Raw genomic sequence first — 13707 nt, forward strand, 5'->3', positions numbered from 1 at the left:
GGCTTTTGATACACTGGAGAACCCATGACCATACCCCGGGTCAAAATCTGTGGCATCACCCGCATCGAGGATGGACTGGCGGCAGCAAACGCCGGTGCCGATGCTATTGGTCTGGTATTTTACGAGCCCAGCCCCCGTTACGTTACGGTCGCCCGGGCGGCGGCAATATGCGCCAGCTTGCCCCCGTTTGTGACCACGGTTGGTTTGTTCGTGAATGCGTCGCAAGCCACCATTGACCATGTGCTGGCTCAGGTGCCGCTGGATCTGCTGCAATTTCATGGTGATGAGCCCGCGCAGTTCTGCACCCGTTTTTCGCGTCCGTGGATCAAGGCGGTGCGCATGAAAGATGATGTGGATTTGTATCGCTGCGCGATGGAGTATCGTGAGGCGGCAGGGCTTCTGGTCGATAGCTATGTGCCCGGTGTGCCCGGTGGTACCGGTGAGACGTTTAACTGGGGCAGATTACCCAAGGATCTGCCCCTTCCCGTGGTGCTGGCCGGTGGCCTGCACCGGGGCAATGTGGCCGATGCCGTAGCACAGGTGCGGCCTTGGGCGGTGGATGTCAGTGGCGGCGTTGAGCAGAAGACTGTTCAGGGCGGCCGCAGTGGAGGGGTCAAGGACCCGTCCGCCATCCGCGCCTTTATCAAAAGTGCGAAAATACGAGGAGTAGCTGGTGTCTGAACGCCCTGATTTTTCTGCTTTTCCTGACGCCCGAGGCCATTTCGGCCAGTTTGGCGGCTGTTTTGTTTCCGAGACCCTGATGGGGGCTCTGGACGATCTGGCCGCCATGTATGAGCGTCTCAAGGATGATCCGCAATTCCGTGCGGATTTCGACTACGACCTGGCCCACTATGTTGGCCGTCCGTCTCCGCTGTATCTGGCGGAGCGATGGTCGAAGCAGCTCGGCGGGGCAAAGATCTGGCTCAAGCGTGAAGACCTCAATCACACCGGTGCCCACAAGGTAAACAACACCATTGGCCAGGCCCTGCTTGCCAAGCATATGGGTAAGCCGCGGGTGATTGCAGAAACCGGAGCAGGACAACATGGTGTGGCAACGGCCACTGTGGCGGCCCGCCTGGGTCTCGAGTGCCAGGTGTATATGGGTGCGGAGGACGTGGAGCGGCAAAAGCTCAACGTCTATCGCATGAGGCTGCTTGGCGCTGAGGTGATTCCGGTCACGTCCGGTTCAAAAACCCTCAAAGACGCCATGAACGAGGCCATGCGTGACTGGGTTACCAATGTGGATGACACCTTCTACATCATTGGTACCGTGGCCGGCCCGCATCCGTATCCGCTACTGGTGCGTGACTTCCAGTGCGTGATCGGTCGCGAAGCCCGCGAGCAGAGCCTCAAGCAGGCCGGCAAGCTGCCTGATGCGCTGGTGGCATGTGTCGGCGGCGGTTCTAACGCCATTGGCCTGTTCCATCCTTTCCTCAATGATGATGGTGTGGCCATGTATGGTGTGGAAGCTGCGGGTGACGGTATCGAAACCGGCCGCCATGCGGCGCCCTTGAGTGCCGGCCGTCCGGGTGTATTGCACGGTAACCGTACCTACCTGATGGAAGACGATAACGGCCAGATCATCGAAACCCATTCCGTGTCTGCTGGGCTGGATTATCCCGGTGTGGGGCCAGAGCATTCCTGGCTCAAGGATCTGGGGCGGGTGAAGTATGTGTCGGCGGATGACAAGGAAGCCCTCTCGGCGTTCCGTGAGCTGACCCAGGTAGAGGGCATCATGCCGGCCCTGGAGTCGGCCCATGCGCTGGCCTATGCTCGCAAACTGGCTCCGACCATGTCACCGGATCAGGACATCGTTATCAATCTGTCCGGTCGTGGAGACAAGGATATTCTGACTGTCGCCGCCATCGATGGCATTGAATTTTAAGGAGCAGTAATGCGTCGTATTGAAAGCTGTTTTCAGCGGTTGGCCGAGCAGAAGCGCAAGGCTCTGATTCCCTTTGTGACCGCCGGTGATTCCAGCAAGGAAGTGACGGTGCCGTTGATGCATGCCATGGTGGAAGCGGGGGCCGACATCATTGAATTGGGTGTGCCTTTTTCGGACCCCATGGCCGATGGCCCGGTAATCCAGAAGGCCTGTGAGCGGGCCCTGGCCCACGGCACGTCTACCCATGACGTGCTGGCCATGGTAAAGGAATTTCGCGAGCGGGATACCCAGACGCCGGTAGTGCTGATGGGCTATTTGAACCCGGTGGAAGCGCTTGGGTATGAAAGCTTTGCCAAGGCCGCCTCGCAAGCCGGTGTGGATGGCATCCTGCTGGTGGATCTGCCTCCGGAAGAAGCCCTGGAAATCAAGCCGGTGATGGATGCCCACGAGCTGGACATGATTTTCCTGGTGGCACCGACTACCTCGGATGCTCGTATCAAGCTGATTGGCAAGGCCGGCTCCGGCTACCTGTATTACGTCTCCCTGAAGGGCGTGACCGGCTCCGCATCACTGAATGTGGACGAGGTGGCTGGACGGGTTGAAACAATTCGCAACCTTGCTCAATTGCCCATTGGTGTCGGCTTTGGTATCAAAGACGCTGAATCTGCACAGGCGGTGAGCCGGGTGTCCGATGGTGTGGTCGTAGGTAGTGCTCTGGTGAACCAGATCGCTGCCAATCCGGATAACCCGGAGGCGATCAATAAGGCCATCAGTGACATCCTGGCCGCCATGCGCAACGCTATGGATCAGTAACGGGACCTTTGCATGAGCAACAGCAACTGGCTGGAGAAAATCCTGCCTGCAGTACGTCGCCCCCAGGAAAACCGGCGCAACAACATTCCCGAGGGGCTGTGGCGTAAATGCCCACGCTGCGACGGGGTGGTGTACCGGCCCGAACTGGACCGCAACATGGATGTTTGCCCGAAGTGTGAGCATCACCTGCGCATCAATGCCCGGCGGCGGCTCAAGCTGTTTCTGGACGAGGGGCCGCAGACGGAAATCGGTGCCGAACTGGCGCCAGTGGATCGTCTCAAGTTCAAGGACTCCAAAAAGTACAAGGACCGGCTGGTTGCTGCCCAGAAAGCCACTGAAGAGAACGATGCGCTGATTGTCCTTAAAGGGGCCCTGCACGGTGAGCCCCTGGTGGCCTGTGCCTTCGAGTTCAACTTCATGGGTGGTTCCATGGGCTCGGTGGTCGGCGAGCGTTTTGTCCGCGCCGTGGATGTGTGCCTGGAGCAGAAGCTTCCGTTGGTGTGTTTCTCTGCCAGTGGCGGCGCGCGTATGCAGGAGGCCCTGTTCTCCCTCATGCAGATGGCCAAGACCAGTGCGGCGCTGGAAAAGATGCGTCAGGCGGGCCTACCCTTTATTTCCGTGCTCACTGATCCGGTATACGGCGGCGTTTCCGCGTCCCTGGCCATGCTCGGTGATGTAAATGTTGCTGAACCCAATGCCTTGATCGGTTTTGCGGGGCCTCGAGTGATTGAACAGACCGTGCGACAGAAACTGCCCGAAGGCTTCCAGCGCAGTGAATTCCTGGTTGATCACGGTGCCATCGACATGATCGTGTCTCGCCACGATATGCGCGATACCCTCCATCGCCTGCTGGCGAACATGATGGGCTGGCCCCTCCAGACCGTTGATGACTGAAGACTCTGCCGCTTCCGCTCTGGCCGCCTGGCTGGAGCGGATTGAGGCCATGCATCCCACCGAAATCGAACTGGGCCTGGAACGCATCCACCAGGTGGCCTGCCGTCTTGGTGTGGATGCCATGCCGGTGCCGGTGATCACCGTGGCTGGCACCAATGGAAAAGGCTCCACCCTGCGCCTGATGCAGGTTCTGGCCGAGCGTCATGGCCGTCGAGTCTGTCTCTACACCTCTCCTCATCTGCATCGTTTCAATGAGCGCGTGCGTCTGCCCGGTGGCTTGGCCTCGGATCAGCAGCTCTGTGAGGCGTTTGAGCAGGTGGAGCGGGCACGCCAGGACGTTTCCCTGACCTATTTCGAGTTCAGTACCCTGGCGGCGCTGTTGCTGTTCCGGCAAAGCGAGGGGGATCTGGTACTGCTGGAAGTCGGCCTGGGTGGCCGGCTGGATGCGGTGAATATCGTCGACCCGAATGTGGCAGTGGTCACCTCTGTGGGACTGGATCATCAGGACTGGCTGGGTGACACCCGCGAGGCCATAGCGAGGGAAAAGTGCGGCATTGCCCGTCCCGGCAGACCGCTGATTTTTGGTGAGGCAGACTGGCCTCACAATCTGCCGGCCCTGGCAGACAGCTATGGCGTTGAGCCGGTGTTTGCCGGGCGAGAGTTTCGCCTCAATGAGCAGGGTGTGACGCTCTGTGATGGTCGCGAGCTGGGTTTTCCCAGCATGGTGACCCTGGGTCGGGATAACCTGGCGACCGCGTGTCAGGCGCTTGCCCTGGTTGGCGTCCCGGTTACCACACAGGACTGCGCAGCGGTGGCCGATGTGGCTCTGTTCGGGCGTTGTGAATTTCGCCAGCTGCAGGGACACCCCTGCTGGTTTGATGTGGGCCACAATCTGGCGGCGGTGACCCGCTTCCTGCAACTGTTGCCGCCCTGCGAAGGCCGGCGGCATCTGGTGTTCGGAATGATGGCAGACAAGCCGATTGATGAGGTGGTGGCGTTATTTGCCGGTCAGTCAGTAAGCTGGCACCTCGCCGCCCCGGCCATGGCCCGGGCTGCATCGCCATCCCGGCTGGCAGCTGCCTTGCCGGCGCAGGCGCAATGCCGTCAGTATGACAGTGTCTCCGAGGCATTGAGCGGCGCCCTGGACGCTGCACAGAGCAGCGATCAGGTGCTAATCTTCGGATCTTTCTATACCGTTGCGGAAGCGAGGGGAGAGTAAGGTGGATAAACGAACCCGCCAGCGCATTATCGGCGTTGTCCTGTTGTTGCTTCTGGCGGCCGTCCTGGCGCCCTTAGTATTCCGGTCGCCGGAACAGATTCGCAATGCGCTGGATATGCAAATACCGGATCAGCCAGAGATGACTGCTGTGAATGTGGAACCGGTGGTCTCTGAAAAGGTGGAAAGTGCCGCAGCGGAAAGGATCCAGTCTGAGCGCGAGGCTGTTAAAGAGGCTGCGCAAGAGCAGTTATGGGTCGAGACGGACAACTCCGGTGAGTCTGCTGCTGATGCCCGTGAAGACGGCCAGGCAGCGCCGGTTATCGACGACGCGCCAGTGCCACCGCCCGTCAAACCGGATGATAGCCCGGTTCTGGCCGGTTTCGTGGTTCAAGTGGGGAGTTATGCCAGTGTTGATAATGCTGCAGGTGTGGTGGAAAAGCTGAAAGCCGCTGGTTATCGGGCCTACAGCGAAACCGACAGCCACCAGGGCAAGGTCGTTCATAGGGTCATGGTGGGTCCGGAAATCCACAAGAAGGATGCAGAGCGAACCCGCCAGCAGCTGGCGGATGACAGTCGTTTTGGTTTCAAGGGTCTGGTGCGGATTTATGCTCCCTGATTCATACCGCCCATTGGGCGTATCCATGGGCAAGTGCCCCTGCCTCTGTTAAACTTCGCCCTCTGAATTTTCCGGGTAGCCGGGTGCGAGCAAGCGCACCCGGCCGCTTCAGGAATCAAGCCGGTGAGAGCACGCTTTACATGAATCTGGCAGACGCCATCATTCTGATCGCCATCGCAATTTCCGCTTTGCTGAGCGTGCGCCGTGGCTTCACCCGCGAAGCCTTTTCATTGCTCACCTGGGTGGCTGCCTTTATCATCGCGCGCCTGTTCAGCCCGGCCCTGGATCTCCTTCTTCAAGATCAGATTGCCACCCCCAGCTTGCGAGCCGCCGTTGCTTTCGGCTTGCTGTTTGTCCTGACGTTGGTGGTGGGCGCCCTGATTAACCATTTGCTCGGTGAATTGATCCGTGTTACCGGGCTGAGCAGCACTGATCGCTTACTGGGTATGGTCTTCGGCGCCTTGCGAGGAGTGCTGCTGATGGTCGTGCTGGTAGCCTTGGGTCGGCATATGTTTGGCGCTGACCCATGGTGGCAAGAATCCACTCTGGTTCCGCATCTGGTCATGATGGAAGCGTGGACTCGGGACATGGGTGAGAAGCTGCTCGCCCTGGTCATGAACGTATAAGCAACGAGGGTGTGTAACACATCATTGATAGTGGTGGTGTTAGCAGGCCCTAACGAGAGGAAAGTACCATGTGCGGCATTGTGGGCATTGTCGGCCATCGCTATGTGAACCAGGGCATCTATGATGCGCTGACAGTCCTTCAGCATCGGGGGCAGGATGCAGCCGGTATCGTTACCTGTGACGGGGATCGTCTCTATCTGCGCAAGGATAACGGAATGGTGCGGGATGTGTTTCGTACCCGTCATATGCGCCGTCTGGTCGGCAACATGGGTATTGGTCATGTGCGCTATCCCACTGCCGGTAGCTCCAGTTCGGCGGAAGCCCAGCCATTCTATGTGAATTCGCCCTACGGCATCACCCTGGCCCACAACGGCAACCTCACGAACGCTGAGGCGCTGGCAGAACACATTTTTCGGGCTGACCTGCGCCATATCAACACCACCTCCGATTCCGAGGTGCTCTTGAATGTGTTCGCTCACGAATTGCAGAGCATCGGCAAGCTGCAGCCAGAACCAAACGATATTTTTGATGCCGTCGCGGCGGTTCACAAGCGGGTGGAGGGAGCCTATGCGGTGGTGGCCATGATCACTGGCTACGGCATTCTGGCATTCCGTGACCCCCACGGTATTCGGCCGGTCTGTTTTGGGCGCAAGGACACCCCCAACGGGCCCGAGTACATGGTGGCTTCCGAGTCCGTGGCGCTGTCTTCCCTGGGCTTTCATATCGAGCGAGACCTGGAGCCGGGTGAGGCCATTTATATTACTGCCGAAGGTGAAATGCACACTCGCCAGTGTGCAGAAACTCCGAGCCTGCACCCATGCATTTTCGAGCAGGTTTACCTGGCTCGTCCTGACTCGATCATTGACGGTATCTCGGTGTACAAGGCGCGTTTGCGCATGGGTGAGAAACTGGCGGAAAAAGTGGAGCGAGAGTGGCCGGATCACGATATCGATGTGGTCATTCCCATTCCAGATACCAGCCGTACGTCGGCCCTGCAGATGGCCAATCATCTTGGCGTCAAATACCGGGAAGGGTTCATTAAGAACCGTTATATCGGCCGCACCTTCATCATGCCCGGTCAGCAGCAGCGCAAGAAATCTGTACGCCAGAAGCTCAATGCCATCGAGCTGGAGTTCAAGGGTAAGAATGTGCTGCTGGTAGATGATTCCATTGTGCGCGGTACCACCTGTAACGAGATCATCCAGATGGCACGGGAAGCCGGCGCCAAGAAAGTGTATTTTGCCTCGGCGGCGCCAGCGGTACAGTTCCCCAATGTCTATGGCATCGATATGCCGGCTGCCCAGGAGCTGATTGCCCACGGTCGTACCACTGAGGAAATCGGCAAACTGATTGGTGCAGACAAATTGATCTATCAGGACCTGGAAGATCTGGTGGAGACGTGCAAGGAAGGCAATCCCGGAGTGGAGTCTTTCGACTGTTCCGTGTTCAATGGAATCTATCTGGCAGGCAACATCACACCGGAATATCTGGCAGGCCTTGAAGCACGGCGCAATGACATGGCCAAGGGCAGTAATGAAAAAACCCAGGCACTGGCAGATAACGAGATTATCGATTTGCACAACACAAACTGAGTAAGACCCAAGAGAAAATTGAGGCCATCAATGAACGATCTTGATCCGACACAACTCGATGTGGAAACCCTGGCAATCCGCACGGCACAGTTGCGTACGGACGAGATGGCGCACTCGGATCCGATTTTCCTGACCTCCAGCTTTGTCTATGAAAGTGCCGCCCAGGCGGCGGCGCGTTTTGGTGGTCAGGAACCGGGGAATATCTATTCCCGTTTCACCAATCCAACCGTGCGTGCTTTTGAACAGCGCCTGGCCGCGCTGGAAGGGGGCGAGGCCTGCGTGGCCTTTGCCTCCGGCATGGCCGCTATCAGTGGCACCTTCTTTTCCCTGCTTTCACCCGGCGATCATATCGTAAGCTCCCGCAGTGTGTTCGGCACCACCAATGTGGTGTTTGACAAATATCTGGCCAAATTCGGCATCGAGACGTCGCTGGTGGACCTGAGCGACCTGAAGGACTGGGAATCGGCAATCCGTCCGGAAACCCGCATCCTGTACCTGGAAACACCGTCCAATCCGCTATCGGAAATTGGCGATATACGAGCCCTGGCCAAACTGGCCCATGACAATGGCGCCTTGCTGGTGGTAGATAACTGTTTCTGCACGCCGGCCTTGCAGAAACCGCTGGAACTGGGCGCGGATATCATTATTCACAGCGCCACCAAATACCTGGATGGTCAGGGGCGCTGTCTTGGTGGTGCCGTGGTTGGGCCGAAAGCAGAAATGGAAGAAGTGCTGGGTTTTGTCCGCTCTGCTGGTGCCTGTATGAGCCCCTTCAACGCCTGGGTATTCCTGAAGGGGTTGGAAACATTATCGTTGCGCATGGAAGCCCAGAGTGCCCGCACTCAGGTGTTGGCCGAGTGGCTGGAAAGTCAGCCGGGCATCGTTCGGGTGCACTATGCGGGTCTCAAGAATCATCCCCAGCATGCCCTGGCCGGTAAGCAACAGTCAGGTTACGGTGCGGTCATGTCCATTGAAGTCGAAGATGCCGCGGGCAACCGGGATCGACAGGCAGCCTGGCGCTTTATTGATGCCACCCGGCTGATTTCCATTACCGCTAACCTGGGTGATGTTAAAACGACGATTACGCATCCGGCGTCAACCACCCATGGGCGCGTGAAAGAGGAAGAAAAACAACGGGCCGGGGTTACCGAAAATCTTATCCGTCTGGCCATCGGCCTGGAATCGGTCAACGACCTGAAGGCAGATTTGAACCGGGGGTTAGAGGCGCTCGGTAGCGCATAAAACGAGACGTTGCATACGCAATGCAACCTGTAAACAGAAAACGCTTTGGCATGACGCGTGAAGCGTCCAGCCTGTGGCGTTTGAAAGGGGAACCATGCAGGCACTGGATAAAGCCCTGGCCCAGGTGGGGCGTGTGGTACTGGGCAAAGAAGAACAACTGAAGCTCGCGCTTACCTGCATGCTGGCCAATGGCCATCTGCTTATCGAAGACCTGCCCGGCATGGGAAAAACCACCCTTGCTCATGCCCTGGCCCGGGTGTTCAAGCTTGAGTACCGGCGAGTGCAATTCACCAGCGACATGTTGCCGGCGGATATTCTCGGCGTTTCCGTATTCGATCCCAATACGCAGCAATTTTCCCTTCGCGAAGGGCCGGTGTTCACCCAGTTGTTGCTTGCCGATGAGATCAACAGAGCCACCCCGAAAACCCAGGGCGCTCTGCTTGAGGCCATGGAAGAGCGACAGGTGACCCTCGATGGTGTAACCCGTCCCTTGCCACAACCGTTCTTTGTTGTCGCCACCCAGAATCCGGTGGACCAAGCTGGCACGTTTGTGTTGCCTGAATCCCAGCTTGACCGTTTTCTGATGCGGATTTCCCTAGGCTACCCGGCTCCGGAAGTGGAGTTGCAGTTACTGGCCGGTGGCGACCTTCGCGAGCAGGTTCGTGAGCTGCAGTCGGTGATCACCAGTGAAGGACTGATCAAGTTGTCACGATTAGTGGGCAAGGTCCGCGCCAGCCACGAGTTGCTGGACTATGTACAGCGTTTGCTGGATGCCACTCGTTCTGATGATCGTTTCGTTGCTGGCCTTTCTCCCCGCGCCGGCCTGGGTTTGCTCAAGGCAGCCCGGGCATGGGCCCTGCTCAGTGGTCGCGATTATGTGCTGCCGGAAGATGTTCAAGCGGTGTGGCCATCCGTGGCGGAGCACCGTCTCAGTGCCCGTCAGGGAGGGAGTGTGGCGGCCATCACCCAGTCCCTACTGCAATCCGTCCCAGTCATCCGTCGCTAGCCCATGCAGTTGTCGGCGCCGCTTCGCAACTTCTACGAACGCTGGCTGGCCCGGCGTTTGCCGTCGGCGAGACAGATCGTGCTGGATCAACGGCGCATCTTTATCTTCCCCACCGGGTACGGTTTCTTTTATCTGCTGGTAGCGGCATTGCTGTTCATCGGTGGCATCAATTATGAAAACAACCTGATCCTGGCCTTGTCTTTCCTGCTTGCCAGCCTGTTCATGGTGGCGATTCTGCATACCTTCCGGAATCTTTCTGCTCTGGGTATACGAAACGGTGACAGCGAATCCGGTTTTGCCGGAGAAGAAGGGGCGCTTGAAATCGTATTGTTTGCCCAGCGACGGGAGCACCATTGCGTCTGGCTACGCTGGCGTGGCCAGGACGGTCAGCAGATCAGCATCCGCAGAGGGGAAGAGGAGAGCCTGTGGCTGAATTTGCCTCTTGCAGAGCGGGGCAGGGTGATGGCGCCTCGTCTCAAGGTAGAAAGCCGCTTTCCGCTTGGGCTGCTGCGTACTTGGTCCTATGTGACCCTGGACCATTATTGCCTGGCCTGGCCGCGTCCGAAGGAAAGCTTGGATTGTCCGGCAGATGGCGGTAAGGAAAATCAAGAGGCGTTCAGTAGCGGCCAGTCAGGGAACGACGAATTTCAAGGGCTGCGCAGCTACATCCCCGGAGATTCCCTGCGCCGGGTAGACTGGAAAGGTTACGCAGCTGGTCGAGGGTTGAATACCAAGCAGTTCGAGGAACCGGTGGGTGGTCGGCTTTGGTTGCGTTGGGATCGTTTGCCGGGGATTGGCGAGGAGCAGCGACTATCCGTGCTCTGCTACTGGATTTTGCAACTGGATCAGCAGCGCCAGCCCTATGGTCTGGCGTTGCCGGGTCTGACGTTAGCGCCGGATACCGGTGACGTGCATCGTTGGCGATTGCTGGATGCCCTGGCCGGTTATCCGGATTTCTGAGGTTTTCCATGGCGCGTATTTATCAGGTCCCGTCCCATACCCGACTCTGGCTCGCCCTGGCGGTCTTGCTGTGTTCCTTGCCGCAGCTTGTCAAAGGGCCTCCCTGGCAGGCCGGGTTGTTGCTGCTGGTGATTCTGATTCGCTGGCTGGTGGAGCAGCAGCGTATGACGTTGCCGGGTCGCATGGTTCGTTCGCTGCTGTTGATTGGCGCTGTGGTGCTGACCTTTTACAGTTTTGGCAGGTTGTACGGCCCGGAAGCAGGCGTTGCCTTGCTGGTCAGCCTGTTTGCGCTCAAGTATCTGGAAGTGGTGCAGCAGCGTGATGCCTATGTGGTGATTGTGCTGGGGTATTTTGTCTGTGCAACGGCGCTGTTGTTTTCCCAGGCACCGGGCATGTTCCTCTATGTTGTCCTTTGCATGACGGTCCTCACGACCTGCCTGGTGGGGATAAATCACAGTGATACCCGTGCCAGCGGCCTTCTGCATGGCAGGCGTGCACTGGTGATTACCCTGCAGGCTATTCCCCTGATGGTGGTGTTGTTCCTGTTGGTGCCTCGCGTGGCACCGTTGTGGAATATGCAGGTTGGAGGTGACAAGGCCCGCACTGGCATGAGCGACAGCATGTCGCCAGGGCAGATAAGCGAGCTGTCGGAATCTGCAGAGCTGGCTTTTCGAGTGGACTTTCAGGGGGATATGCCGCCTCGGGCTCAGCGTTACTGGCGGGGGCTGACACTGAGCCACTACGACGGACGTACCTGGCAGCAGGCAGTACCTCAGGGGCAGCCGGAATCGGAATATCTTTACCAGCGAGGAAGCGAAAAACCGGACTGGTACAAACGGCTTGAAGGCCGCCGATCCCCTGATCAGCAATATTATCGTTACCAGGTGATTGCTGAACCGACCCAGCGTCGCTGGTTGTTCAGTCTGGATGTTCCCTTCCCGTTGTACGGCGATGTGTCTTTAGCGAAAGATATGCGCCTGGTGGCCAATCAGCCGGTCTCTGAGAGGTTTGCCTATCGAGTGGACAGCGTTCCCGCGGTCTCTGCTGCCATAAACCTTACTAGCCAGGAACGACAACTGATGTTGTCGCTGCCGGAGGGAGCCGGCAGGAAGGCACGGGGATTAGCGCATCAGTGGCGACTTGAAAGTGATTCGGCGTCGGATATTGCACAGCGAGCACTGGATTACTTCCGTGATCAACCTTTTCATTACACCTTGCGTCCACCCAGGCTTACCGTGGATCCAGTGGATGACTTTCTTTTCCGAACCCGGCGGGGCTTCTGCGAGCATTATGCCTCCAGCTTTACTTTCCTGATGCGTGCTGCCGGGGTGCCGGCCAGGGTTGTGGTGGGCTACCAGGGGGGAGAGCGCAATGAACTGGGCTCTCATCTGCTGGTGCGACAGTATGATGCCCATGCCTGGAGTGAAATCTGGCTGGGCGGGCATGGGTGGACTCGTGTTGACCCCACCGGCGCGGTTGCGCCGGATCGTATCGAACTTGGACTCAGGGAAGCTCTCGAGAACAGCGAAGATGGTAGAGATCTGTTGGATGATCTGGGGCTGCGTCGTTTCTCGGATGGGGGCTTGTTCGCGAAAGTCAGTCAGTTGATGGATTACGTGGATTTCCGCTGGCAGACTTGGGTGCTGGGCTATGACAGCGCCTTCCAGTCCGAATTTCTGGAAGATCTGCTGGGCGCGGTTTCGCCAGTGCGCATTGCCATTGCCCTGATTGTCGCCGTCACCCTATTGATGGGGCTGTATGCATTGTTTCTGTTGTGGCACGGCGGCAATGAAAGGCTGACCCTGATGGAGCGGGAATACTGGCGACTGCATCAGCGTGTCAGTGAGCGGGGCCGCCCGCTGGAGGCGGGTCTGACTCCTATGCAGCTTTGCCAGGCGATCAGTGAACAGTGGCCTCAGGCAGCCATTGCTGCCGATAACTGGGCAAAATACTACCAGAAGCTCCACTATGACCCCGTCTCATTACCGAATAAACAGCAAAAGCGCCATTTACGCAGCCTGAGAAATCGCTTATACAAATTATTGGACTAGTGTGCTATCACTAGTCCATGGCCCTCTGGCCACGAGCTGCGATAACCGGTTGTTATGGAGAACGACAAATGCGCGCCGCAAATTACAAGAAAGGGCTGGAACTCACTGACCACGGCCCCTGGGCTCAGGCCTTCTGGGACGATCTGGTACCGTTAAAAAATCGGGTGGTGGAGCATCCGGTGTTTGTGGAAATGGGGGCCGGGACACTGAGCCTGCCTCGTTTTCGCAGTGCCTTGCTGAATTTCTACCCGCTGGTTGAAAATTTCCCCAAATACATGGGCCTGAATCTGGCCAAAACCCAGCCCGGTCGCTACCCAGGGCACGAAGAAAGCAAGAATTGGCTGATCAGCAATATCAAGGTCGAACAGCGCCATGCCTACTGGTACCAGGACTGGGCCATGGGCTTTGGTATCAGCCTGGAAGAGTTGGAGTTCGTGACTCCACCGGCAGCCATGGACGCGGTGAATCATTATCTCTGGCACATGGGCCGACAGGCTAGCCTGGAGGAAGGATTGGCTGCTACCAATCTGGCCATTGAATGGGCCACCGGCGAATGGAGCCAGAGTGTAGTGAAGGGCATGCAGGCCTACCAGGAAAATGGGGTGGCCACCATCAACCGCCATTCCATGGCCTGGTTGCGGGCCCACGCTTCCTACGATGATGCGCATCCCCATGAGGCCATGGAGTTGATCAAGCTCACCTGTGCTGATGAAGCAAGCCGGGAGAGGGCCTTCGCGGCAGCGGCGAAAGGGCTGGAGTACTACATTCTGGCACTGGACCACTGCTACACAGAGTCGGACTGA

At 58.0% G+C, this 13707-nt stretch carries 13 protein-coding genes; all 13 read left to right on the plus strand.

Annotated features, from left to right (window positions below):
- The first annotated feature begins 24 nt into the window (after window positions 1-24).
- Window positions 25-681: a phosphoribosylanthranilate isomerase gene (locus B3Q33_RS06595; RefSeq protein WP_272962640.1), complete on the plus strand. Its 657-nt coding sequence runs from the start codon at window positions 25-27 to the stop codon at window positions 679-681.
- Window positions 674-1885, plus strand: a complete 1212-nt coding sequence (gene trpB / locus B3Q33_RS06600) for a tryptophan synthase subunit beta (RefSeq protein ID WP_035244150.1) — start codon at window positions 674-676, stop codon at window positions 1883-1885. The genes B3Q33_RS06595 and trpB overlap by 8 nt, the downstream gene beginning before the upstream one ends.
- Before the next feature lie 9 nt (window positions 1886-1894).
- Window positions 1895-2698: a tryptophan synthase subunit alpha gene (gene trpA, locus B3Q33_RS06605; protein WP_272962639.1), complete on the plus strand. Its 804-nt coding sequence runs from the start codon at window positions 1895-1897 to the stop codon at window positions 2696-2698.
- 12 nt (window positions 2699-2710) lie between these two features.
- A complete protein-coding gene (accD, locus tag B3Q33_RS06610; RefSeq protein WP_035244153.1) occupies window positions 2711-3592 on the plus strand; it encodes an acetyl-CoA carboxylase, carboxyltransferase subunit beta in 882 nt (293 codons plus the stop codon).
- A complete protein-coding gene (locus B3Q33_RS06615) occupies window positions 3585-4811 on the plus strand; it encodes a bifunctional folylpolyglutamate synthase/dihydrofolate synthase (protein ID WP_272974628.1) in 1227 nt (408 codons plus the stop codon). The genes accD and B3Q33_RS06615 overlap by 8 nt, the downstream gene beginning before the upstream one ends.
- 1 nt (window position 4812) lies before the next feature.
- Window positions 4813-5427 (plus strand): SPOR domain-containing protein, encoded by a 615-nt coding sequence (locus tag B3Q33_RS06620; RefSeq protein WP_272974629.1) that lies wholly within the window; start codon window positions 4813-4815, stop codon window positions 5425-5427.
- A 140-nt stretch (window positions 5428-5567) separates the two neighbouring features.
- Entirely contained in the window at window positions 5568-6053 is a 486-nt protein-coding gene (locus B3Q33_RS06625) for a CvpA family protein (protein ID WP_272974630.1), read from the plus strand.
- Between the two features lie 68 nt (window positions 6054-6121).
- The gene (gene purF / locus B3Q33_RS06630) at window positions 6122-7645 is read left to right on the plus strand and encodes an amidophosphoribosyltransferase (protein WP_272961896.1); all 1524 of its coding nucleotides are present in this window, start codon (window positions 6122-6124) and stop codon (window positions 7643-7645) included.
- A 30-nt stretch (window positions 7646-7675) separates the two neighbouring features.
- Window positions 7676-8887 carry an O-succinylhomoserine sulfhydrylase gene (locus B3Q33_RS06635; RefSeq protein WP_035244164.1) on the plus strand — a complete coding sequence of 404 codons (1212 nt, stop codon included), beginning with the start codon at window positions 7676-7678 and terminating at the stop codon, window positions 8885-8887.
- Window positions 8888-8981: 94 nt separating this feature from the next.
- Window positions 8982-9893 carry an AAA family ATPase gene (locus B3Q33_RS06640; protein WP_035244165.1) on the plus strand — a complete coding sequence of 304 codons (912 nt, stop codon included), beginning with the start codon at window positions 8982-8984 and terminating at the stop codon, window positions 9891-9893.
- Between the two features lie 3 nt (window positions 9894-9896).
- Window positions 9897-10853, plus strand: coding sequence for a DUF58 domain-containing protein (locus B3Q33_RS06645; RefSeq protein WP_272961895.1), 957 nt, complete (start codon window positions 9897-9899; stop codon window positions 10851-10853).
- An 8-nt stretch (window positions 10854-10861) separates the two neighbouring features.
- Window positions 10862-12904 (plus strand): DUF3488 and transglutaminase-like domain-containing protein, encoded by a 2043-nt coding sequence (locus B3Q33_RS06650; RefSeq protein WP_272961894.1) that lies wholly within the window; start codon window positions 10862-10864, stop codon window positions 12902-12904.
- Between the two features lie 68 nt (window positions 12905-12972).
- A complete protein-coding gene (locus B3Q33_RS06655) occupies window positions 12973-13707 on the plus strand; it encodes a TenA family transcriptional regulator (protein ID WP_035244169.1) in 735 nt (244 codons plus the stop codon).

Origin of the sequence: Alcanivorax sp. UBA3183 (genome assembly GCF_002364155.1) — a bacterium.
Classification (GTDB): Bacteria; Pseudomonadota; Gammaproteobacteria; order Pseudomonadales; family Alcanivoracaceae; genus Alcanivorax; species Alcanivorax jadensis.

Bases quoted from the DNA above. Each gene is read 5' to 3' on its own strand.
- B3Q33_RS06595 (WP_272962640.1), top strand. From the start codon at position 25: ATGACCATACCCCGGGTCAAAATCTGTGGCATCACCCGCATCGAGGAT.
- trpA (WP_272962639.1), top strand. From the start codon at position 1,895: ATGCGTCGTATTGAAAGCTGTTTTCAGCGGTTGGCCGAGCAGAAGCGC.
- accD (WP_035244153.1), top strand. From the start codon at position 2,711: ATGAGCAACAGCAACTGGCTGGAGAAAATCCTGCCTGCAGTACGTCGC.
- B3Q33_RS06615 (WP_272974628.1), top strand. From the start codon at position 3,585: ATGACTGAAGACTCTGCCGCTTCCGCTCTGGCCGCCTGGCTGGAGCGG.
- B3Q33_RS06625 (WP_272974630.1), top strand. From the start codon at position 5,568: ATGAATCTGGCAGACGCCATCATTCTGATCGCCATCGCAATTTCCGCT.
- purF (WP_272961896.1), top strand. From the start codon at position 6,122: ATGTGCGGCATTGTGGGCATTGTCGGCCATCGCTATGTGAACCAGGGC.
- B3Q33_RS06635 (WP_035244164.1), top strand. From the start codon at position 7,676: ATGAACGATCTTGATCCGACACAACTCGATGTGGAAACCCTGGCAATC.
- B3Q33_RS06640 (WP_035244165.1), top strand. From the start codon at position 8,982: ATGCAGGCACTGGATAAAGCCCTGGCCCAGGTGGGGCGTGTGGTACTG.
- B3Q33_RS06645 (WP_272961895.1), top strand. From the start codon at position 9,897: ATGCAGTTGTCGGCGCCGCTTCGCAACTTCTACGAACGCTGGCTGGCC.
- B3Q33_RS06650 (WP_272961894.1), top strand. From the start codon at position 10,862: ATGGCGCGTATTTATCAGGTCCCGTCCCATACCCGACTCTGGCTCGCC.
- B3Q33_RS06655 (WP_035244169.1), top strand. From the start codon at position 12,973: ATGCGCGCCGCAAATTACAAGAAAGGGCTGGAACTCACTGACCACGGC.